Here is a 19466-nt window from a genome sequence, read left to right as displayed (position 1 = left end):
TCACGCGGCAGGCAAGCCGCCTTGCGAAGCCCGCTGACTCTAGAACAATTGCCATCCCGGGGCACTAGGGTGAACCATGGTAAACATATGACGATTGACAAATGCTCACATCCCATCCTGCCCGCACTGGCCGGCTGGGCCATCAAGCACGGTGTGGCGAGCCGCTTGCCGCCCCCTGAAGCGCAGGTTTTTTGCAAGAGAACCAGCCGCTTAGCACCTTGGCATTACAGAAACTTTCCAAAACGCCCATGCAGCCTCGCATGCCGGGGGTTTCTCCCTAGACGCGGAATTTTTCAGCCTCCACATAATTAGTGCGTCGTTCAAACTAATTGCAAAGTGCTGCGTTTGCAGCGGAACGATCACCGGGATTCAGTTGAGTTTTAAAAACCACATGCCTGATCTGGGCAGAACCATCGGAGACACAAATGAAATTAAAAGCATCTCTTACTGCAATGGCACTCAGCCTGGCTGCCGCCGGCGCATTTGCGCAGGTAACGGTCGGCGTCAGCTGGTCCAACTTCCAGGAGGAACGCTGGAAAACCGACGAGACCGCCATCAAGACGCAGCTTGAAAAGCTGGGCGCCAAGTACATCAGCGCGGATGCCGCCGGCTCTCCCGAAAAACAGCTGGCGGACATTGACGGGCTGATGGCCAAGGGCGCCAAGGTCCTGATCGTGCTGGCCATGGACAAGGACGCCATCCTGCCCGCCGTGAACAAGGCCACCAAACAAAAAGTGCCTGTCATCGCCTACGACCGCCTGATCGAGGCGCCCGGCGTGTTCTACATCACCTTCGACAACAAGGAAGTCGGCCGCATGCAGGCGCGTGCCGTGTTCCAGGCCAAGCCCAAGGGCAACTACGTGATGATCAAGGGCTCSCCCACCGACCCGAAYGCCAATTTCCTGCGYGRWGGCCAGCARGARATCATTGAYGCCGCCGTCAAGAARGGYGACATCAAGATCGTGGGCGAGGAATACACCGAAGGCTGGAAGCCCGAAGTCGCSCARAARAACATGGAGCAGATCCTGACCAAGAACGGCGGCAAGGTCGATGCCGTGGTCGCCTCCAATGACGGCACCGCCGGCGGTGTCGTGGCGGCGCTGAGTTCCAAAGGCCTCAAGGGTGTGCCGGTGTCGGGCCAGGACGGTGACTTTGCCGCCTTGAACCGCGTGGCCCTGGGCACCCAGACCGTGTCGGTATGGAAAGATGCCCGCGACCTCGGCAAACAGGCGGCCAGTGCGGCTGTCAATCTGGGGGCCGGCAAAAAAGTCGATGGCGCGACGTCCTGGAACGGTGGCGAGAAAAAAGTGGCCCTGCAGGCCCAATTCCTCAAGCCCGTGCCTGTCACCCGCGACAACCTTGACGTGGTGGTGAAGGCCGGCTGGATTAAAAAAGAGGAACTCTGCAAGGGAGTCACCGGCAACGTTGCCGCCTGCAAGTAAGCAAGCAGGCAACACAGCTTTCAACCACCTGCTCCCCGCTCTGCGCAAGCAGGCAAGGCAACCGCCCCGCAGGTTGCCCGGGAGCACTGCACCCTCAAGACCATGCAACTTCCTGCCCGATTCCTGCACAACGCCGCCGTCGACTGGCGGCTGGTATTCATGGGGGGCGTGCTCGCCGTCCTGGCGGGCGTATTCCAGGCCCTGTCGGGCGGCATTTTCCTGTCGCCTGAAAACCTCTACAACATCGCCCAGCAAACCGCCGTGGTGGGCATCGTGTCCACCGTCATGGTGCTAATCATCGTGGCGCGGCATATCGACCTGTCGGTCGGCTCGGTGATCGGTTTTGTCGGCGTCCTCATCGCCTATCTTCAATACACCCTGGGCTGGTCCTGGCCGGCGGCGTCACTCGCAGGTCTGGCCGCGGCGCTGGTGGTGTCTGTGTACCAGGGGTGGCTGACCGCCATGCTCGGCGTTCCGTCTTTTGTGGTCACGCTGGGGGGCTTGATGTCCCTGCGCGGCGCGGCCTTCCTGGTGGCCGACGGCAAGACCCAGCCCGTCAGCGACGACACATTTTTACTGCTCGGCGGTGGCTATGACGGCGGTATCGGTGTGACCGCCACCTGGGTCCTGACCGCATGCGTCAGCCTGGTGCTGGTGCTTCGCATGCTGTTGCGCCGCCGCGCCTCCACACGCCACGAGATGCCCAACCAGCCCGTATGGGTGGATGTATTGCTGGTGGCCGCGCCTGTGCTCCTGCTGACCGCATTTGCCGCGGCCATGAACAGCTACCTGGTCCCCAACAAGGACGCGCCCCAGGGCATCCCGATCCCGGTGCTGATCTGGGCGGCCGTGGCGGTGGTGATGTCCTTCATCTCCCAACGGACCCGTTTCGGCCGCTATGTCTACGCCATGGGCGGCAACCCAGATGCCGCGATCCTGGTCGGCATACCGGTCAAGCGGGTCACGCTCATGCTGTTTGCCCTGCTTGGCGTGCTCATCACCATCGCCGCCATCGTGTCGGTGGCCCGCCTGAACGCGGGCACCAATTCGCTGGGCACCGGCATGGAGCTGTTCGTCATTGCCGCCGCCGTGATCGGCGGTACCGCGCTGGCCGGCGGCAGCGGCACCATCATCGGCTCGGTGCTGGGTGCGCTCATCATGCAGTCGCTGGACAGCGGCATGCTGCTGCTGGATGTCTCCATCGGAAAACGCATGATCATCATCGGGCAGGTGCTGATCGTCGCGGTGGTCTTCGACGTGCTCTACCGCAAGTGGGTGCAGGAAAGCTGACATGCAAACCACCACCGAACCCCTGGTCCAGTTCAAGGACATCCGCAAGGCCTTTGGCGGCGTTCATGCCGTGGACGGCGTCAACCTGAACCTGTACGCCGGCGAAGTTGTCGCCGTGCTGGGCCACAACGGCGCCGGCAAATCAACGCTGATGAAAATGCTGGCCGGCGCTTTCCCAATCGATTCGGGCGAGATCCATGTGATGGGGCAGAAAGTGAATCTGCGGAGCCCGGCCGATGCGCAGCAGCAGGGCATCGAAACCATCTACCAGACGCTGGCCCTCGCCGACAACCTGGACGCCGTGGCCAACCTGTTCCTGGGCCGCGAAAAAATGACGGCATGGAATACCCTGGACGACTACTTCATGGAAGCTCAGGCACGCAAGGTGTTCGGCCGCCTGAATAAAAACTTCACCAACATCCATACCCCGGTGCGGCGCCTGTCGGGCGGGCAGCGCCAGGTGGTGGCGATCTCGCGCGCCATCTATTTCAATGCCCGCATCCTGGTCATGGACGAACCCTGTGCCGCCCTGGGCCCGGAGGAGTCCGCCATGGTGGCCAGGCTGGTGCTCCAGCTCAAGGCCGAAGGCGTGGGCATTTTCCTGATCACGCACGACATGCAGGATGTCTTCTCGCTCAGCGACCGCCTCTCGGTGATGAAAAACGGCCGCATGGTCGGCACTTACCGCACGGCCGACCTGAACGAAGACCAGATCCTCGGCATGATCATCGCCGGCAAGCAGCCGGAAGGGCGCGCGCAGGCGCCCCACCGCATCGACTGAACCATGCCATCGGCCATGAAAACCACAGGTGACCAGCAGCTCGTCAAGCGCATCAATCGCAGCGTGCTGATGCGCCTGCTGCGCAACCAGCCGGGCCGCTCGCGCGCGCAGCTGGCCAACTACAGCGGCCTGACCAAGTCGACCGTCAGCCTGCTGGTGCGCGAACTCATCGACGAAGGCTGGCTCAGTGAAATCAGCATGGCCGCCGCCAACGGCGTCGGGCGGCCCTCCACTCCCCTGCAAATCGACTGCCGGTCGCGCGGCCTGATTGGCGTGGAAGTGGCGGTCGATACCTTGCGGGTGGCCAGCGTGTCGCTGCTGGGGCAGGTGTTGTGGTCAACGCAGGAGCCTTTGCGCAGCACCCGGCCGCAGGACGTCTGCAGCCGGATCGCCCAGCTCACGGTGACGGCCCAGGAGCAGCTGGTGTCGCGCGGCGCGCAGCTCTCGGGTATCGGCATCGGCCTGCCCGGCGCGTTTGACGAGGCCACCGGCGTGGTCCGCTTTGCCCCCAACCTTGGCTGGCGCAACGTGGACTTTTTGCCGCAGATCACCCAGGCATTGACTCATGCGGGCCTGCCCCCGGTACCGGTGCATGTGCAAAACGAAGCCGACACCGCCGCGCTGAGCGAATACGAATTTTCCGAAAACGACGGCAAGGACTCGCTGATTTTTGTGAGCTGTGATGTCGGCGTGGGCGCGGGCATCGTGCTCAACGACCGCTTGTTCACCGGCATGCGGGGCATGGCCGGCGAGATCGGCCACAGCGTTCTGGAACTCGACGGTCCCGCCTGCTCCTGCGGACGGCGCGGCTGCGCGGAGACCTTCATCGGTTCAGGCGCCCTGGGCCAGCTGGCGAACGTCCAGCGCTCAGGACACTACCTGGGCGTGCTGCTGCAAAACCTGTGGACCACCTTCGATCCCAGCGTGCTGGTGGTGGGCGGCTCGTCATGCCACCATTTTCCCGACATGGTGAAGGTTGCCCAGGAGACGCTGCAAAGCTACGCCACCGCTGCCGGCGTCGCAGCTCCCACGGTGCGCGTCGCACGTTATGGCTTGCTGGCCTCAGCGGTGGGTGCCGCTGCCATGGTGCTGCACCAGTACCTGCGCCCCATGCATCCGACCGGCCGCCTTGCGGGCAACGGCCAGCCGGCGCGGGACCCAGCGCTGCTCCAGGCGCCGCGCACCTCAGGCGAGCCCGCCTGCGCGCGGTAGGCCTGCGCTGACACGCATCGGCGCTTTTCCCCGATAAGGCGCCACGCGCCCGGCGCGCACAGTGAAAGCACTGCATTTCTGGAGAAGAAAATGTCTTTTGCGCTGTACATGCTCGGGTTCGTGATCTTCCTGGCCGGCGTCATCTGGGGCGCCGTGGAAGCCGGTGTGCCGCACCTCTACATCGGCATAGGCGCGCTGATCTTCCTGGGCATAGGCATCTTCAGCGCCGTGAGCCGCACGCGCAGCAAAGATCCGTCTTAAGCAGGAACGCGCCCGCTATTCCTTCGACATTTCCTGCGGCATCTCCTGCATCCTCAAGGCCTGCTGCAACTGGGCCAGCACCGCGCTCGCGGCCCGCAACCGGGCTTCGTCCATTTGCACGGCCAACGCATTCGCCCATACCTTCTGGCCTGCCTGTATGGTTTGCAGGGCCTTGCGGCCCTTGGACGTGAGCTTTAGCAGCTTGGCCCGGGCATGGGCCGGATTGTCTTCATAGGCGCAGAGCTCGTCTTTCACCAGCAAATCCGCCACGCGCTGCACGCTTTGCCGCGTGAGGTTCATGGCGCGCGCAATCTGCGCCACCGACAAGGGCACACCCTCCACCGCCGCCAGCACCTGCCAACGCGACGAGGTCTGCCCGGCAGGCGCGGCCAGCGCGTCACCTGCCGCAATCAGCAGGCCGTTGAGCTGCATCACCTGCACCACCAGCCAGCTCAGGGTGTTGGCGGCCGGCGTGCGCTCGACCGCTTCGCCGGCAACTCTTGATTTGACAGCATTCTGTCGTTTAACTATACTTTCAGACATGACAACATTCTGTCATATTTAGTCCTCCCCTTCCACCCGCCCGCCTGAAAGGAACTCCCGCCATGCTGAAAACCTACACCGGAAGCTGCCACTGCGGCGCCGTCCGTTTTGAAGCCGACATCGACCTCGGCAAGGGCACCGGCCGCTGCAACTGCTCCATCTGCACCAAGACCCGCAACTGGGGCACCATCATCAAGCCGGACGCCTTCCGCCTGCTGGCCGGCGAGAGCGAACTGAGCGACTACCAGTTCGGCACCAAAAGCGGCCATCACCTGTTTTGCAAGCACTGCGGCGTGCGGCCTTTCGGCCGGGGTTATATCGAGCAGATCGGCGGCGACTACGTCTCCATCAACATCGCCGCCCTGGACAACGCCGAGCCGGAAGAACTCATCAGCGCACCCGTCAACTACTCGGATGGGCGCAACAACGCCTGGTGGAACACCCCTGCGGAGACGCGGCACTTGTAAGAGCGGCTCTTAGGCCATTTAAAACCGGGCGCTACTTCGCGCCCAGTCCCATGGCCCGCGAAATCACCTCTTTCATGATTTCGTTGGTGCCGCCGTAAATGCGCTGCACGCGCGCGTCGGCATAAGCGCGCGTGATCGGGTACTCCCACATGTAGCCGTAGCCGCCGAAAAGCTGCACGCATTCGTCCATCACCTTGCACTGCAGGTCGCTGCACCAGTACTTGGCCATGCTGGCGGTCGCGGTGTCCAGCTTGTCCTGCGCCACGAGCTCCACGCATTTGTCGACAAACACGCGCGCCACCTGAACCTCGGTCTGCAGTTCGGCCAGCGTGTAGCGTGTGTTCTGGTAGCTGGCCACCGGCTGGCCGAAGACCTTGCGCTCTTTCACATAGGCCAGCGTCCAGTCGATCGCCGCCTGCGCCGAGGCCACCGCCGTGATGGCGATCTGCAGGCGCTCCCAGGGCAGTTGCTCCATCAGACAGATAAAACCGCGGTTCTCATGCGCCTCGCCGCCCAGCAGGTTTTCCGCCGGCACCTTCACGTCGGTGAAGAACAGCTCAGAAGTGTCCTGGGCCTTGAGGCCCAGCTTCTTGAGCCGCTTGCCGGTTTCAAAACCCGGCATGCCACGCTCCACCAGCATCAGGCTGGTGCCCTTGGCGCCCGCCGCCGGGTTGGTCTTGGCCACCACGATGACCAGGTCGGCATGCCAGCCGTTGGTGATAAAGGTCTTGCTGCCGTTGAGCAGATAGCTGCCGTCGGGCTGCTTCAAGGCCGTGGTCTTCACGCCCTGCAGGTCCGAGCCGGCTGCGGGCTCACTCATGGCGATGGCGCCCACCATCTCGCCGCTGGCCAGCTTCGGCAGGTACTTCTGCTTCTGCGCTTCAGTGCCGTAGTGCAGGATGTAAGGCGAGACGATTTCGCTGTGCAAGCTGTAGCCAATGCCCGAGAAACCGCCTCGGCCCAGCTCCTCCATCTGGATCACCGAATACAGCTTGTCCGCACCCGAACCGCCATATTCCTCGGGCATGGTCATGCACARAAARCCGTTYTSGCCGGCCTTGTTCCAGACCTTGCGGTCCACATAGCCCTGCTCCTCCCACTGCTCGTGAAAGGGCGCGATTTCCTTGTCCATGAAGCGGCGAAAGGCGTCGCGAAAGGCTTCGTGGTCGGTGCTGAAGAGGGTGCGTTCGATCATGGGGTCACCTGGGGTAAGGCTGAGGGATAAGGCTGGGGAAGTATTTATACAAAGCGTCCGCTTTGTGAAATGAATATACTTCAACAGCCTCCCCTCCCGCATCCCCATCATCCCTGCCTTCCCGAGGAAAGCCATGAGCACCGAAGCCTATATCTACGACGCCATCCGCACACCGCGCGGCAAGGGCAAAAAAGACGGCAGCCTGCACGAGGTCAAGCCGGTCAACCTGCTGGCCGGCGTCCTGGCCGAGCTGCAGCAGCGCAACGGCTTTGACACCGCCGCCGTCGACGACGTGGTCATGGGCGTGGTCTCGCCCGTGGGCGAACAGGGTGCCGTCATCGCCAAGGTGGCCGCGCTCAAGGCCGGCTGGGACTTTCGCGCCTCGGGTGTGCAAATCAACCGCTTTTGCGCTTCGGGCCTGGAGGCCGTCAACCTGGCCGCGCAGAAAGTGCGCTCCGGCTGGGAAGATCTGGTGGTGGCCGGCGGCGTCGAAAGCATGAGCCGCGTCCCGATCGGCGCCGACGGCGGCGCCTGGGCGCAGGACCCGGAAACCAACAGCGCCACGCTGTTCGTGCCCCAGGGCATAGGCGCCGACCTGATCGCCACGCTCGAAGGCTTTAGCCGCGCCGAYGTCGACGCCTTCGCGCTCGAAAGCCAGCAGCGCGCCGCCAGGGCGCGTGCCGCGGGCTACTTCGCCAACTCCGTCGTGCCGGTGAAAGACTTTCTCGGCCAGACCATCCTCGGCGAAGACGAATTCATCAAACCCCAGACCACGCTCGAAGGCCTGGCCTCGCTCAAGCCCGCCTTCGACCAGCTCGGCGCCATGGGTTTTGACGCCGTGGCCCTGCAGCGCTACCCGCAGGTCGAGCGCATCCGGCACGTGCACCATGCCGGCAACTCATCCGGCATCGTCGACGGCGCGGCCGCCGTGCTGGTGGGCTCGGAAGCCGCCGGCAAGACCCACGGCCTGAAGCCGCGCGCCCGCATCGTGGCCGCCGCGCTCAGCGGCGCCGACCCGACCATCATGCTGACCGGGCCCATGCCCGCCACGCGCAAGGCCCTGGCCAAGGCCGGCCTCACGGTGGACCAGATCGATTTGTTCGAAGTCAACGAGGCCTTTGCCGCCGTGGTGATGCGCTTCATGAAAGAGATGAAGGTGCCGCACGACAAGGTCAACGTGAACGGCGGCGCCATCGCCATGGGCCACCCGCTGGGCGCCACCGGCGCGATGATCCTGGGCACGCTGGTCGACGAACTGCACAGGCGAAAACTGCAATACGGGCTGGCCACCTTGTGCGTGGGCGGCGGCATGGGCATTGCAACGATTGTTGAAAGAATCTGAACGCCATGAAGACCATCGAGTACCAGATCGAAGGTGGTATCGCCACCATCACCTTTGACGAGCCCGACTCCCCCGTCAACACCATGTGCCGGCAATGGCAGGACGACCTTGGCGAAGTCACCGCCCAGGTGCTGAAAGACAAGGCCGGCCTCAAGGGCCTGATCCTCGCCTCCGCCAAATCCACCTTCTTCGCCGGCGCGGACCTGAAGGCGGTCATGCGCCTCACGCCCGCCGACGCGCCCAAGGCCTATGCCGAAGTCGAGCGCGTCAAGAAAAACTTCCGCACGCTCGAAACCCTGGGCATCCCTGTCGCCAGCTGCCTCAACGGCACGGCGCTGGGCGGTGGCTGGGAGGTCGCGCTGGTCGGCCACTACCGCGTGGCGGTGGACGACAGCAAGACACAGTTCGGCCTGCCCGAAGTGACACTGGGCCTGCTGCCCGGCGCCAGCGGCGTGACCAAGATGACGCGCCACCTGGGCCTGATGGGTGCGCAGCCCTACCTGGTCGAAGGCAAGACCTTCAATCCGCGCCAGGCGCTGGAGCTGGGCCTGGTGCATGAACTGGTGGCCGACGCCGGCTCGCTACGCGCCAGGGCCCTGGCCTGGCTGGCCGCCAACCCCCAGGCGCAACATCCCTGGGAAGCGAAAGACTACAAAATTCCCGGCGGCACACCCGCCAACCCCAAGATCGCCGCGGCCCTCAGCGTCGCGCCCGCCATGCTCAAAAAGCAGACGCGCGGCCTTTACCCCGCGCCCGAGGCCATCCTGGCCTGCATGGTCGAAGGCACACAGGTAGACCTGGAAACCGCCTTGCGCATCGAAAGCCGCTACCTCGCCAGGCTCATGACCGGCAGCAATGCCAAGGCCATGATCAACACCTTCTTCTTCAACATGAACGCCATCAAGAGCGGGCAGTCGCGCCCGCCGCGCGTGCCCAAGTTCCGGCCCAACAAGGTCGGCATCCTGGGCGCCGGCATGATGGGCGCGGGTATCGCTTATGCGCAGGCCAGCCGGGGCATCAGCACCGTGCTGAAAGACGTGAGCCAGGAGAAGGCCGAAGCCGGCAAGGCCTATAGCAGCAAGATCACCGCGCCGCGCGTCGAGAAAGGCCGCATGACGGCGGCCGAACAAAGCGCCCTGCTCTCGCGCATCACCGCCACGAGCCAGGCCGCCGACCTGGCCGGCTGCGAGCTCATCATCGAAGCCGTGTTCGAGCGCCGCGACCTCAAGGCCAAGGTCACGCAGGAGGCAGAACCCCTGCTTGCGCCTGGCGGCTTTTTCGCCTCCAACACATCGACCCTGCCCATCTCCAGCCTGGCCACGGCCAGCGACAGGCCTGAAAAATTCATCGGCATCCACTTCTTCAGCCCGGTCGACAAGATGAAGCTGGTCGAGATCATCCGCGGCCAGCAGACCGACGACGAAACCGTGGCCCGCGCCTTTGACTATGTGCAAGCCCTGGGCAAGATCCCCATCGTCGTCAACGACTCGCGCGGCTTTTACACCAGCCGCACCTTCGGAACCTTTGTGATGGAAGGCGCGGCCATGCTGGGCGAAGGCATCCCCGCCGCCGCCATCGAGAACGCCGGCATCCAGGCCGGCATGCCGGTGGGCCCGCTGGCCGTGCTTGACGAAACCGCGCTCTCGCTGAGCGTGCACGTGCTGGACCAGACCCGCACCGACTTCAGCGCCGAAGGCAAAACCTACACCGCCACACCGGGCGAACTACTGGTCGAACGCATGGTGAAAGAATTGCATCGCCCCGGCCGCGCGGCCGGCGGCGGCTTTTACGACTACCCGGCCGAGCCCGGCGCGAAGAAGCACTTGTGGCCCGAACTCAAGCCCTTGTTCGAGAAACCCGGCACCGCCTGGGACATCGAGGAACTCAAGGACCGGCTGCTCTATCGCCAGGCCGTGGAGACCGCACGCTGCCTCAGCGAAGGCGTGCTGACCACGGTGCACGACGCCAATATAGGCTCCATCTTCGGCATAGGCTTCCCGGCCTGGACCGGCGGCGCCATGCAGTTCATCTACGGCATGGGGCTTGAGGCCTTCACCGGGCGCTGCGATGAACTGGCCGCCAGATTCGGCCCGGGCTTTGCGCTGACCGATGCGGTCAAGGACGCGATCCACAAACACCAGCCGGTGTATTGAGCGGCCTCACTCCCCTTCTCCCATTCACCTCAACGTTCTCCATTTCATGCCAAGACTCCACAACAAGATCAGCCTCATCACCGGTGCCGCCCAGGGCATAGGCCTGGCCACCGCCCTCAAGTTCGCGAAAGAAGGCGCCACCGTCATCGTCTGCGACGTCAAGCAAGCGGGTGTCGATGAAGCGGTGAAGCAATGCCGGGCCCTGGGGGCCCAGGCTGTCGGTTATGTGATGGACGTGACGCAGCGCAGCATGATCGACGCCGTGGTCGGCAAGGTCAAAGACCAGTTCGGCCGCATCGATGTGCTGGTCAACAACGCCGGCATCACACAGGACGCGCGCCTGCAGAAAATGACGCTGGAGCAGTTCGACAAAGTCATAGATGTAAACCTGCGCGGCGTCTTCCACTGCGCGCAAGCCGTCGCCGACACCATGGTGGCCCAGGGCAGCGGCGTGATCCTTAACGCAAGCTCCGTCGTCGGCATCTACGGCAACTTCGGCCAGACCAACTACGCCGCCAGCAAATTCGGCGTGATCGGTTTCACCAAAACCTGGAGCCGCGAACTGGGCCCCAAAGGCGTGCGCGTCAACGCCGTCGCACCTGGTTTTGTCGCCACGCACATCCTGGACACCATTCCAGAGAAAGTCCTCAAAGAGATGGAAGCCCACGTTCCCCTCAAGCGCCTGGGGCGGCCCGAGGAGATCGCCAATGTTTATGCCTTCCTCGCGAGCGACGAGGCGAGTTATGTCAATGGGGCGGTGATTGAGGTGTCTGGGGGGATGTCGGTTTAGGCAAAGGCGAAAACGTTTGGGTATCGGCGTAGGGAGATCAAACTTCAGCGAGCCGCGCTTCAATTGTCTTCAGCATATTCACCGCATCCGCACCTTTGTTGTTGTGCCTGATTTGATGCTCAAGAAGCGTCTTGGCTTTCTCCAGGCGTGCTTGAGTTGGCAGCCAATGCGCCATGAGGATTTTCGCCACCGCGATATGGCCTTCATCCAATGCCTTCAGCATGGGGTCATCACTTTTTTGGCTCAACGCAGATTCATAGTGCTCAATGGCGTTGGGATTGGCGCCGCGCTTGAGCAGCATGCTGACGAGTTCAACGTTTCCGTTCTTTGCCGCCTTGTGCAGGAGCGTTATCTGGTCGGTGCCAGTCGCGTTGACATTGCAACCAGCATCCAACAGCAGTTCAACCACGTCGGCATGCCCATCACTTGCAGCATCCAATATGGGTGGTTCAGGCTCAAAAGAACTAAACGCCGCATATGGCGTATCCAGATCAACGCCCAACTTTGTCATCGCCTTGATCTTGGCCAGGTCATGCCCGCGAATCGCCTTATGAAGATCGCGTGGCACATCACCGGTGTAGGCGTCGGATGGCGGCGAGGAAATCATGCCCCGCGCCTTCAGGTAATCCACCGCTCCCTTGATGTATCCAAGCCTCCAGTAAAGATTCTCTCCATTCGCCAGCTTGACATTGAGATCCAGACCGATCGACTCAGCAAATGCGAGGAATGCAGGAATTTCTTCTTCGCTGTGCGTTCTGAGGTCGAGCAAAGCCGGTACGCCATTGGCGTCCACCGTAGAAGGATCCGCGCCATGCTCCATCAGCAGTTTGCAGGCGCCTTGATATCGATAGACGATCGCATAGTGAAGCGGTGTTTGTCCGGCAGCGTTTCGGAGCGTGAGGTCCGCACCGGCCTTGACCAGCATCTCGATGACATCAAGCGATTCGTTGTTGATGGCGAGGTGCAGGGGCGTTCTGAACCCATCCTCTTTGATTCGCTTGTCAGGCGTCTGAACGTTCACATCCGCGCCTGCTGCGATCAACAGCTTGACGATGGGCTTCTTGTCCTTCAGGACCGCCACATGGATGGGGTACACACCGGGCCGCACCTCCTGGTTCGGGCTGATGCCTTTGGCCAGAAGCCGCTTGATCTCGGTCGATTTGCCTTTTTCCAGGGCCGTGATGAGGGCAAAGTCGTCATCGAACTCGGCCACGGCGGCCACAAACTCCGCCTCTTTCGCCTTGGCCTTGCCGATTCGAACCAGCTTGGTGACGTCGCCTGTGCGGCTGTCGTCGATGCTGGCGCGCAGGTGCGTGGCGCCCAATTCAATCAACTCGTTCAGCAGTGTCTGGCTGTCCAGGCCCAGCTCCATGAACCGCAATTCCAGGCGCCTGCCAAAGCGTTCCAGACGCTCGACGCGAATCCGTTCATCTGCATTCGCTTGCACGCAACGCAAACCCAGCGCCCCGAGGGCCTGGCGGGCGGCATCCCACGCATCACCGGAAGCAGGCTTTAAAGCTTCCAGCCAGCGCTGGCTGGTAGCGTCGTCTTCAAAACAGAGGGTGGCAATCGTTCTTACTTCTGACATGGGGTACTACTGGCGTTCATCTTGCTGTGAAACAGGGCATCTGGAGTTGCCTGCGTCTTATGGAAGCTGGTGGGGTCGGGAACTGCGCGCCGGGTCTGGGGCGGTCGATCAGGTCCATCAAAGTCGCGCAGCGCTTGCCTACTTGATGCACGCCGTGAAGTGGTTGTTGCCGTTGGACATGCATTGGTAGAAGGCGCGGTCCCTGCCCGTGGCGGACTGGCAACTGCCCAGATTGGTCTCAGCCTTGGCGCGACGAAGCCTGGCGGCGTTGTTGTCGTAGTCGGCCTGGGTGATGTAGCCGGTTTTCAGGTTCTTGGCACTCACTTCCAGCGCCGTATCCGCCTGGTCCTGCGCATTCCTGACCGCACTGGCGCAGTCCAGCGGCACCTCTTTGCTGTCTTTGGTTCCCAGGGCCTTTTCCATCCCCTTGGCAAASTCCTGCACGTCTTTGGGAATCTTTTTGGTGCCGTCGGCGTTGTACTCGGTGGCGCGCGCCTTGCCGTTGTTGTCGCCGCCAAAACTGCTGTTGCTGTGCAACTTCAGTGGTTCGACGCTCTTTTCGGTGGCGGGCGGTTGCGCGCCGTAGTGGGTCTTGCCCTCGGCATCCACCCATTTGTAGACGCCCTGGGCATGGCCCGGGGAGGTGGCGAACAGCAGAGCCAAGCTCATGCCGAGAAATTGGGAATTGATTTGCAGGCGCATGGTGGGGTCAAGATAAAAAATAAAATTCACCGGGAAAAAATCGCAGCGAAGCGTGGGCGGGCTTCCATGGCGCAAGGCCTCGCCATGTTTCAGCGAGCGGGTTCAGTCGCCAGGTTTTCGAGTTTTAGCTGCAACCGATTTACGCCGATCACCGCCCTCTTGGTCATGACGCTCTTGAACAAAGGCAAGAGCGTGGCTTTGAATAGCAAGTTCTCGTTGCGACTGAGCATGCGCCATGTAACGCGACAGGAATCAGCGCCCCTTGCCTGAAATAGCATTTCCATTCTGGGCATCAAAGGCGAGAACTCGCCCTCTGTAATCAACACCTTGTTGGATTGGGCCTCTTTAACGCTGATTTTGATTTTTCTCTTGCCTCTGAGAGGGAGAGTGACTGTTTCCAGATATTCCTTGCCGCGCTGGGCATGCTCAAGCGTGTTGGCTGACTCTATGAATAAAACACCCGGAAACCACTCGGCAAAATGCTCAAGATTTGTCGCGTATTGATACGTGGCCTCGACCGATCTGGCAATGGTTATGGTCTGTTCAGTGAGTAGCTGCAATGCAATTCCAATTTTTCAAACCTATCGGGAGCCAACGCTGTTGCCCCACCCAACACAGCCGCAGAAGGAGGCATGACCGAACACCTTTGTTCGCGGGGCAAACAAAAGCCTCGAATGTTACGGGGGTACGGGAATGTAGTCTTGAATCAAAACGACATTTCCGGTGCATCCAGTGGAACTGGGTGCAACAGGAATTGCGGGCGCATACACACGGCCGCGGGCAGGATCCGAAGCTATCAACGCAGCTTCAGTGCCTGCCTCAAGCGGTAAGGCCAATAGGATTCCTGGGTTTCAATGGCGCGTTGCAGATCCGTTGGGTTCAGGCCCGAGTAGCGTTTCACTTCCCGGCTCAAGTGCGCTTGATCGGAGAATCCCATTGCAAGAGCGACATCCACCAAAGACGGGCCGCCAAATGCGTTGGAGCCGTGCCCCCGCGCCAATGTCGACTCCATGCGTACCAGCCCACGGATCGCACGCATGGGAAGTCCCAATTGCCCTTTAATGAGCCGCTCTCGCTGGCGCGTGCTTTGCCCCAGGGTTGAAGCGGATGCACGCAGCGCCACCGCATCAACCCAGTCGTTGAACAAGGACAGGCCGTCCGGCGGCGTTGCTGCCGGCTGCGGGGAACGCACGGGCATCCAGCGAGGCGTTAAAAAAGCTTCAATGATTTGAATGCGTTCCAGGTCATCGCCGGCCTGCAGGACGGCAATCGCCATCTGCTGCCAGTCCTTGCCGAGCACGGTTTGCAAATTCCTGGCCTGATCGAGCAAACCGGCCACATTCAAATGTGTCAGCGCATGAAAGGCATCCGGAAAAATAGTCAATGAAAATCCAACAGCGGGGCCGTGGTTTTTCCAGACGCTGGGTTGCGTGCGGGGGCCGCGCAAGACAACCCGCCTTGACGACGGGGGCCAGTCATCAACACCGACAGGCATTGATGACCTTCCACCATGAATCAACCAGACAATGCTGACCAGCGGAGATACCGGCAAATGGCTGAAGCTTTGTTTGGGACTCAGTTGGGCGTCCAGGGTGTCGCGCACCACATAAGCACACACGCAATCCGCCAGCAAGGGCGAAGGCAGGAATAGCGATGTGCGCGTGCCGGGGTGTATTGCCCCGTCATCCACATCAAGATGGTTTATTGCCATGTTCTGCATTCAACAACGAGGCGATCACGCCTACAGTCCCCAGGAAAAGCGGCCGGCAACCGACTTCCCTTGAATCTGCAATATACCGGCGTCATTTCTGACGGCGAGGGAGAAATCCCCGGGAAGCTGCGAGTCTCCAGGATTGGTGAATCGGAGCAGCAACACCTTTTGCGTGGTGTCGAAGGCCTCAACCTTGAGCTGGCGCACGGGAATCTCCACGCTACGGATGCTCCCAGGCATGGCAATGCTGAGGCCGGCAATGGACGGCCGGCTGTCGCCACCCACGACGATGTCCAGAAGATAGCCCTCGGCTTCGAATGAAACGGAGCTGGTAGCCAGCGCGTTGGCGCACGCGCTGATCGCTACAGCTGCTGCAATGAGGCGACGCCGCACAAGTCCAGTCATGGCGATATCCCGTTCCTGGGCCCCTCAAGCGACGAGGCGTTGGCATCAGGACTCATCTTGCGAAAGCACAGCCCAAGCAACAAGCCAAGCACCCCACCGACCAGGACGACAGAGCCAATCAGGGGAAATCCGTGAAGCATAGGTGTCCCTATGGTGCACAGAAAAAACGCGAGCGCCGACATTGAACTCGCCGCGGTGAAACAAATCGCAAAAAGCGCCGCCGGCAAGCGGTAGAAATGCGGGGCGTCACGGCCGATGAGGAAGAGTATTTTCCAGGTGGCCACGGCCGCCAGCAAGGTCGACCCAATGGTGGCGAGCCACACGCCCCCCGCCAACGCCATTACCCACCACCAGAAGGCCAGAAAAATCGCGTTCCCAAGGCCCGAGGCCAATTGGTTTGCGCTCGGCCATCCCCAAGAGATTGCGCCGGAAGAAAATGCCTCGAGCGCCGTGAGGCAGGGCATCCACAGCAAGGGCCCGATCCCCAGAAAGCATGCCGCAACGACTTTGAGGCTGGGCGGTCTGCGCGTATGCAGGTTCTGCGATCGATGAATCATGCAGGCGATTCTAGGCGTGCAGCCTGCGAATGGCCTCCTCAGCCCCTCCAGCATTCAGTCGTTAAATTCACTCGGATGAATCGTCTCGTAGACATGGCCTTCGCAGCAGAACACCACCATCCAAAGTCCAAACTGATGCGCTGGATCAGCGGGTATCAGCTGGTTGAGCGCCTTTGCGACGGATTGTTTGAGCGCCGGATCAATGCCTTGCCCGTCCGGCGACGGCGTTTCAACCGTCAGCATCACCAGGGCCTCTTTTTCATAGAGCTCAACTTGCGGGAAAGACCACCGGGCAGCCGTTGCCTCGACAAAAGCGGCGGCTACCTTTTCAGGAAGTTCCGGCTGGGAAGTAAAGGTACCCATGGGATGTGATGTGAGTCCGCAACGCGGTAAATCAGCGATGCCAGATGATGCTGCACAGCAAGGGCTCGTCAACAAGATCATGAGGAAACGGAACTTTTCACCGAAATTAGTTCCTGCTTTTTCGTTCAAAAACCGGCTTGGGCTATTGACGGATTAATCCCAAACGACCCGGGGGAACTGTCGCCGGGAAGGGAGCCTTCGAGGCCGGGCAACCCGCAACCGATAAATGCCCCGGTTCGAACAAGCGTCATCCGGGCCCTCCCCTATTTGGGGGATATACGGGCCAGGGCCCTGCACCCGTGACATATTCCGCATTCCCCGCCCTGAAGTCGCCCCTCGGGAAACTACCCAGCGAAGGTGTGCAAAATGACATGGCGCGCCGGCGCCTGACCTGTCAGTATTCGGTAATCGTCAAGGAAACACATGCCCGCCGTTCTGACCACCCGTTCGCCCCTTACCGAAGCCCTTACCCTTGAGAACACCGGGCATGCCGACAGCGCCGCGCGTGAGCACCGCTACAACAGCCTGATCGCCAAAATGGCCGCGCACCAGCAAGGCAGCGGCCCTGTACCTGCGAAGGCGGACTTCGAACAATGGAAAGAAGACGTCGCCTACAGCCAGGCCATGCGAAGGCTGCTGGCGGACGCACCCCTGCGCCACTAAGCCCGAGGCCAGGCGACGGGCCCCCGGCGGTTCAGCCGAGGCGCTGGATCAGGTCTTCCAGGGACTGGAAATCAACCGGTTTCACCAGGTGGCAGTCGAAACCGGCGCTCTGGGTCCGGTTCTTTTCTTCCTCATTGCCGTAGCCGGTGACGGCCGCGATGAGCATGCCGGCGCCGTGCGGCAAGCCGCGCAAATGCCCGGCGACCTCAAACCCATTCATGCCGGGCATGCCGATGTCAACCAGGGCGGCGGACGCTTCATAGCTCTTGGCGATCTCCAGCGCGTCCGCCCCGCTGTAAGCGACCTTCGCCGAGTGTCCCAACAGCCTGAGAATCTCCGCAAGGCTGTCGGCCGCGTCGCGGTTGTCGTCAATGACCAGGAATTTTTTCACGGGTGCATCGGTCGCCGCCGCCTTGTCCACACTTTTCCCGGGAATGGAAAACCTGAACCGGCTTCCTTTGTCGGGGCCCTCGCTTTCGGCGCTGAGCACGCCGCCGTGCATTTCCACCAGGGACTTAGCCAGCGTCAAGCCTATGCCCAGGCCGCTTTCCTTGGCGGCGGACTGCATGTCGCCCTGGGAGAACAACTCAAAAATCTGCTCGATCGCGCTTTTCGTGAGGCCCAGCCCGTTGTCGGACACCTCGGTCCAGACCTGGGCGCCCTCCACCCAGCAGCGCAGCGTGATGCGCCCTCCCGCCGGGGTGTATTTGGCCGCATTGGTCAAGAGGTTCTGGATCACCTGGGTCAAGCGGATGCCGTCGGCGTCCACATAGACCTCGTCCTGCGGCAGCTCCGCGGCAAAAGTGTGGTGCCTGGCGTCCATGATGGGACGCATGGCCTCCGCCGACCGGCTCAGGACCTGGTTATAGAGGATGGTCTCTTTCTTGAGCCGTATCTTTCCTGTGCTCAGGCGCCCGACGTCCAGCAGGTCGTCCACCAGCCGCGTCATGTGGGTGAGCTGGCGGTCTATCATCTCGCGGCTGTTTTTGACGACAGGGCTCGGCGAGGGCTCAAGCTGCAGAACGGTGACTGCGTTGCGGATGGGCGCCAGCGGGTTGCGCAGCTCGTGCGCGAGCATGGCCAAAAATTCATTCATGCGCCGGCTGGAGCGCTCCAGTTCCTCGAGCCGCCGGCGCTCGGACATGTCGCGGGTGATCTTGGCGAAGCCGCGCAACTGCCCTTCGGCGTCCCGGATGGCGGTGATGACGACATTGGCCCAGAAGCGGGAGCCGTCCTTGCGGACCCGCCAGCCCTCTTCTTCCGCGCGGCCTTTTTCAAGCGCTATCCGCAACTCGTTCTCGGGCATGCCGAGCGCCAGTTCCTCGGGCCGGTAAAACAGGCTGAAGTGGCGGCCTATGGCCTCGGCCGCGCTATAGCCTTTGAGGATCTGCGCGCCCGTGTTCCAGCTTTGAATGATGCCCTCGGGGTCGAGCATGTAGATGGCATAGTCCTGCACGCCCTCCACCATCAGGCGCAGCCGTTCCTCGCTTTCCCGCAGGGCCTGCTCATGCCGGCGCCTTTCGGTGAGGTCGCGGGTCACCTTGGCGAAGCCCGCATGGCTTCCGTCCGGGTCGATCAGCGAGGTGATGACCACATTGGCCCAGAACCGCGAGCCATCCTTGCGGACCCTCCAGCCTTCATCCTCGAAGCGGCCGTTCTGTTTGGCGAGTTTGAGTTCCTGCTGGGGCCATCCGGTGGCCCGGGCTTCGTTCGTGTAAAACATGGAGAAGTGCCGCCCCATCACTTCATCGGCGACGTAACCCTTGATGCGGGTCGCGCCGGTATTCCATGACACCACGTGGCCGCCCGGATCCAGCATGAAAATCCCGTAATCGACCACGGAATCGACCAGCAGGCGGAAGCGCTCGATGCTGACGGAATCCACGGGGAGAACGGTGGTGAGGGTCATGGCAGTCAATCTCCTGCTTTGGCAAATGGCGCGCAGGTTTCACGGCATCCCAAGAGGCCAGGCAAAAAAAAACCCGGGCGGCCCGGGCCTCA

At 61.9% G+C, this 19466-nt stretch carries 20 protein-coding genes; 10 read left to right on the top strand and 10 right to left on the bottom strand.

Annotated elements, in window-relative coordinates; genetic code table 11:
* The first annotated feature begins 425 nt into the window (after positions 1-425).
* From xylF to AC1D1Y_RS14920, 5 genes are all read left to right on the top strand, one after another.
* Positions 426-1442, top strand: coding sequence for a D-xylose ABC transporter substrate-binding protein (gene xylF, locus AC1D1Y_RS14940; RefSeq protein ID WP_477683010.1), 1017 nt, complete (start codon positions 426-428; stop codon positions 1440-1442).
* A 102-nt stretch (positions 1443-1544) separates the two neighbouring features.
* Positions 1545-2732: a sugar ABC transporter permease gene (locus AC1D1Y_RS14935; protein ID WP_477683009.1), complete on the top strand. Its 1188-nt coding sequence runs from the start codon at positions 1545-1547 to the stop codon at positions 2730-2732.
* 1 nt (position 2733) lies between these two features.
* Positions 2734-3513 (top strand): ATP-binding cassette domain-containing protein, encoded by a 780-nt coding sequence (locus AC1D1Y_RS14930; RefSeq protein ID WP_477683008.1) that lies wholly within the window; start codon positions 2734-2736, stop codon positions 3511-3513.
* A 15-nt stretch (positions 3514-3528) separates the two neighbouring features.
* Positions 3529-4725 (top strand): ROK family protein, encoded by a 1197-nt coding sequence (locus AC1D1Y_RS14925; protein WP_477683007.1) that lies wholly within the window; start codon positions 3529-3531, stop codon positions 4723-4725.
* 90 nt (positions 4726-4815) lie between these two features.
* Positions 4816-4986: a hypothetical protein gene (locus AC1D1Y_RS14920; protein ID WP_175456022.1), complete on the top strand. Its 171-nt coding sequence runs from the start codon at positions 4816-4818 to the stop codon at positions 4984-4986.
* Between the two features lie 15 nt (positions 4987-5001).
* Here the strand turns inward: AC1D1Y_RS14920 and AC1D1Y_RS14915 are convergent, their stop codons facing one another.
* Entirely contained in the window at positions 5002-5529 is a 528-nt protein-coding gene (locus tag AC1D1Y_RS14915; protein WP_477683006.1) for a MarR family winged helix-turn-helix transcriptional regulator, read from the bottom strand.
* Between the two features lie 62 nt (positions 5530-5591).
* Between AC1D1Y_RS14915 and AC1D1Y_RS14910 the strand changes: the two genes are divergently transcribed.
* Positions 5592-5996 (top strand): GFA family protein, encoded by a 405-nt coding sequence (locus AC1D1Y_RS14910; RefSeq protein ID WP_477683005.1) that lies wholly within the window; start codon positions 5592-5594, stop codon positions 5994-5996.
* Between the two features lie 31 nt (positions 5997-6027).
* On the opposite strand, the gene AC1D1Y_RS14905 is transcribed toward AC1D1Y_RS14910, so the two are convergent.
* Positions 6028-7191, bottom strand: coding sequence for an acyl-CoA dehydrogenase family protein (locus AC1D1Y_RS14905; protein ID WP_477683004.1), 1164 nt, complete (start codon positions 7189-7191; stop codon positions 6028-6030).
* Between the two features lie 133 nt (positions 7192-7324).
* Here AC1D1Y_RS14905 and AC1D1Y_RS14900 point away from each other — a divergent pair, with 133 nt between their 5' ends.
* Genes AC1D1Y_RS14900 through fabG form a run of 3 tightly spaced genes read left to right on the top strand, consistent with a single transcriptional unit; the run spans position 7325 to position 11476 of the window.
* A complete protein-coding gene (locus tag AC1D1Y_RS14900; RefSeq protein ID WP_477683003.1) occupies positions 7325-8533 on the top strand; it encodes an acetyl-CoA C-acetyltransferase in 1209 nt (402 codons plus the stop codon).
* 5 nt (positions 8534-8538) lie between these two features.
* The gene (locus AC1D1Y_RS14895) at positions 8539-10686 is read left to right on the top strand and encodes a 3-hydroxyacyl-CoA dehydrogenase NAD-binding domain-containing protein (protein ID WP_477683002.1); all 2148 of its coding nucleotides are present in this window, start codon (positions 8539-8541) and stop codon (positions 10684-10686) included.
* Between the two features lie 46 nt (positions 10687-10732).
* Positions 10733-11476, top strand: coding sequence for a 3-oxoacyl-[acyl-carrier-protein] reductase (gene fabG / locus AC1D1Y_RS14890; protein ID WP_477683001.1), 744 nt, complete (start codon positions 10733-10735; stop codon positions 11474-11476).
* Between the two features lie 37 nt (positions 11477-11513).
* Here the strand turns inward: fabG and AC1D1Y_RS14885 are convergent, their stop codons facing one another.
* The 7 genes from AC1D1Y_RS14885 to AC1D1Y_RS14855 all read right to left on the bottom strand — a co-directional run bounded on the left by AC1D1Y_RS14885 (position 11514) and on the right by AC1D1Y_RS14855 (position 16931).
* A complete protein-coding gene (locus tag AC1D1Y_RS14885; protein WP_477683000.1) occupies positions 11514-13064 on the bottom strand; it encodes an ankyrin repeat domain-containing protein in 1551 nt (516 codons plus the stop codon).
* Between the two features lie 138 nt (positions 13065-13202).
* Positions 13203-13733 (bottom strand): DUF4124 domain-containing protein, encoded by a 531-nt coding sequence (locus AC1D1Y_RS14880; RefSeq protein WP_477682999.1) that lies wholly within the window; start codon positions 13731-13733, stop codon positions 13203-13205.
* Between the two features lie 122 nt (positions 13734-13855).
* The gene (locus tag AC1D1Y_RS14875) at positions 13856-14326 is read right to left on the bottom strand and encodes an SRPBCC family protein (protein ID WP_477682998.1); all 471 of its coding nucleotides are present in this window, start codon (positions 14324-14326) and stop codon (positions 13856-13858) included.
* 236 nt (positions 14327-14562) lie between these two features.
* Positions 14563-15477: a helix-turn-helix domain-containing protein gene (locus tag AC1D1Y_RS14870; protein WP_477682997.1), complete on the bottom strand. Its 915-nt coding sequence runs from the start codon at positions 15475-15477 to the stop codon at positions 14563-14565.
* 30 nt (positions 15478-15507) lie between these two features.
* The gene (locus AC1D1Y_RS14865; protein ID WP_477682996.1) at positions 15508-15882 is read right to left on the bottom strand and encodes a hypothetical protein; all 375 of its coding nucleotides are present in this window, start codon (positions 15880-15882) and stop codon (positions 15508-15510) included.
* Positions 15879-16439, bottom strand: a complete 561-nt coding sequence (locus AC1D1Y_RS14860) for a hypothetical protein (RefSeq protein WP_477682995.1) — start codon at positions 16437-16439, stop codon at positions 15879-15881. Before AC1D1Y_RS14860 ends, AC1D1Y_RS14865 begins: the two co-directional genes overlap by 4 nt.
* A gap of 54 nt (positions 16440-16493) precedes the next feature.
* Positions 16494-16931 (bottom strand): hypothetical protein, encoded by a 438-nt coding sequence (locus AC1D1Y_RS14855; RefSeq protein WP_477682994.1) that lies wholly within the window; start codon positions 16929-16931, stop codon positions 16494-16496.
* Between the two features lie 294 nt (positions 16932-17225).
* Here AC1D1Y_RS14855 and AC1D1Y_RS14850 point away from each other — a divergent pair, with 294 nt between their 5' ends.
* Positions 17226-17465, top strand: coding sequence for a hypothetical protein (locus tag AC1D1Y_RS14850; RefSeq protein WP_477682993.1), 240 nt, complete (start codon positions 17226-17228; stop codon positions 17463-17465).
* A 31-nt stretch (positions 17466-17496) separates the two neighbouring features.
* Here AC1D1Y_RS14850 and AC1D1Y_RS14845 read toward each other — a convergent pair whose 3' ends face one another.
* Positions 17497-19374: a PAS domain-containing hybrid sensor histidine kinase/response regulator gene (locus AC1D1Y_RS14845; RefSeq protein ID WP_477682992.1), complete on the bottom strand. Its 1878-nt coding sequence runs from the start codon at positions 19372-19374 to the stop codon at positions 17497-17499.
* Between the last annotated feature and the right edge of the window lie 92 nt (positions 19375-19466).

This window comes from Polaromonas sp. P1_G1 (assembly GCF_056405595.1).
The sequence above is the reverse complement of the archived record's forward strand: the minus strand, read 5'-3'. Positions and strand labels throughout refer to the sequence as shown.

Bases quoted from the DNA above. Each gene is read 5' to 3' on its own strand.
- AC1D1Y_RS14930 (WP_477683008.1), top strand. From the start codon at position 2,734: ATGCAAACCACCACCGAACCCCTGGTCCAGTTCAAGGACATCCGCAAG.
- AC1D1Y_RS14935 (WP_477683009.1), top strand. From the start codon at position 1,545: ATGCAACTTCCTGCCCGATTCCTGCACAACGCCGCCGTCGACTGGCGG.
- AC1D1Y_RS14860 (WP_477682995.1), bottom strand. From the start codon at position 16,439: ATGATTCATCGATCGCAGAACCTGCATACGCGCAGACCGCCCAGCCTC.
- AC1D1Y_RS14865 (WP_477682996.1), bottom strand. From the start codon at position 15,882: ATGACTGGACTTGTGCGGCGTCGCCTCATTGCAGCAGCTGTAGCGATC.
- AC1D1Y_RS14920 (WP_175456022.1), top strand. From the start codon at position 4,816: ATGTCTTTTGCGCTGTACATGCTCGGGTTCGTGATCTTCCTGGCCGGC.
- AC1D1Y_RS14885 (WP_477683000.1), bottom strand. From the start codon at position 13,064: ATGTCAGAAGTAAGAACGATTGCCACCCTCTGTTTTGAAGACGACGCT.
- AC1D1Y_RS14915 (WP_477683006.1), bottom strand. From the start codon at position 5,529: ATGTCTGAAAGTATAGTTAAACGACAGAATGCTGTCAAATCAAGAGTT.
- AC1D1Y_RS14870 (WP_477682997.1), bottom strand. From the start codon at position 15,477: ATGGCAATAAACCATCTTGATGTGGATGACGGGGCAATACACCCCGGC.
- fabG (WP_477683001.1), top strand. From the start codon at position 10,733: ATGCCAAGACTCCACAACAAGATCAGCCTCATCACCGGTGCCGCCCAG.
- AC1D1Y_RS14895 (WP_477683002.1), top strand. From the start codon at position 8,539: ATGAAGACCATCGAGTACCAGATCGAAGGTGGTATCGCCACCATCACC.
- AC1D1Y_RS14910 (WP_477683005.1), top strand. From the start codon at position 5,592: ATGCTGAAAACCTACACCGGAAGCTGCCACTGCGGCGCCGTCCGTTTT.
- AC1D1Y_RS14925 (WP_477683007.1), top strand. From the start codon at position 3,529: ATGAAAACCACAGGTGACCAGCAGCTCGTCAAGCGCATCAATCGCAGC.
- AC1D1Y_RS14845 (WP_477682992.1), bottom strand. From the start codon at position 19,374: ATGACCCTCACCACCGTTCTCCCCGTGGATTCCGTCAGCATCGAGCGC.
- AC1D1Y_RS14850 (WP_477682993.1), top strand. From the start codon at position 17,226: ATGCCCGCCGTTCTGACCACCCGTTCGCCCCTTACCGAAGCCCTTACC.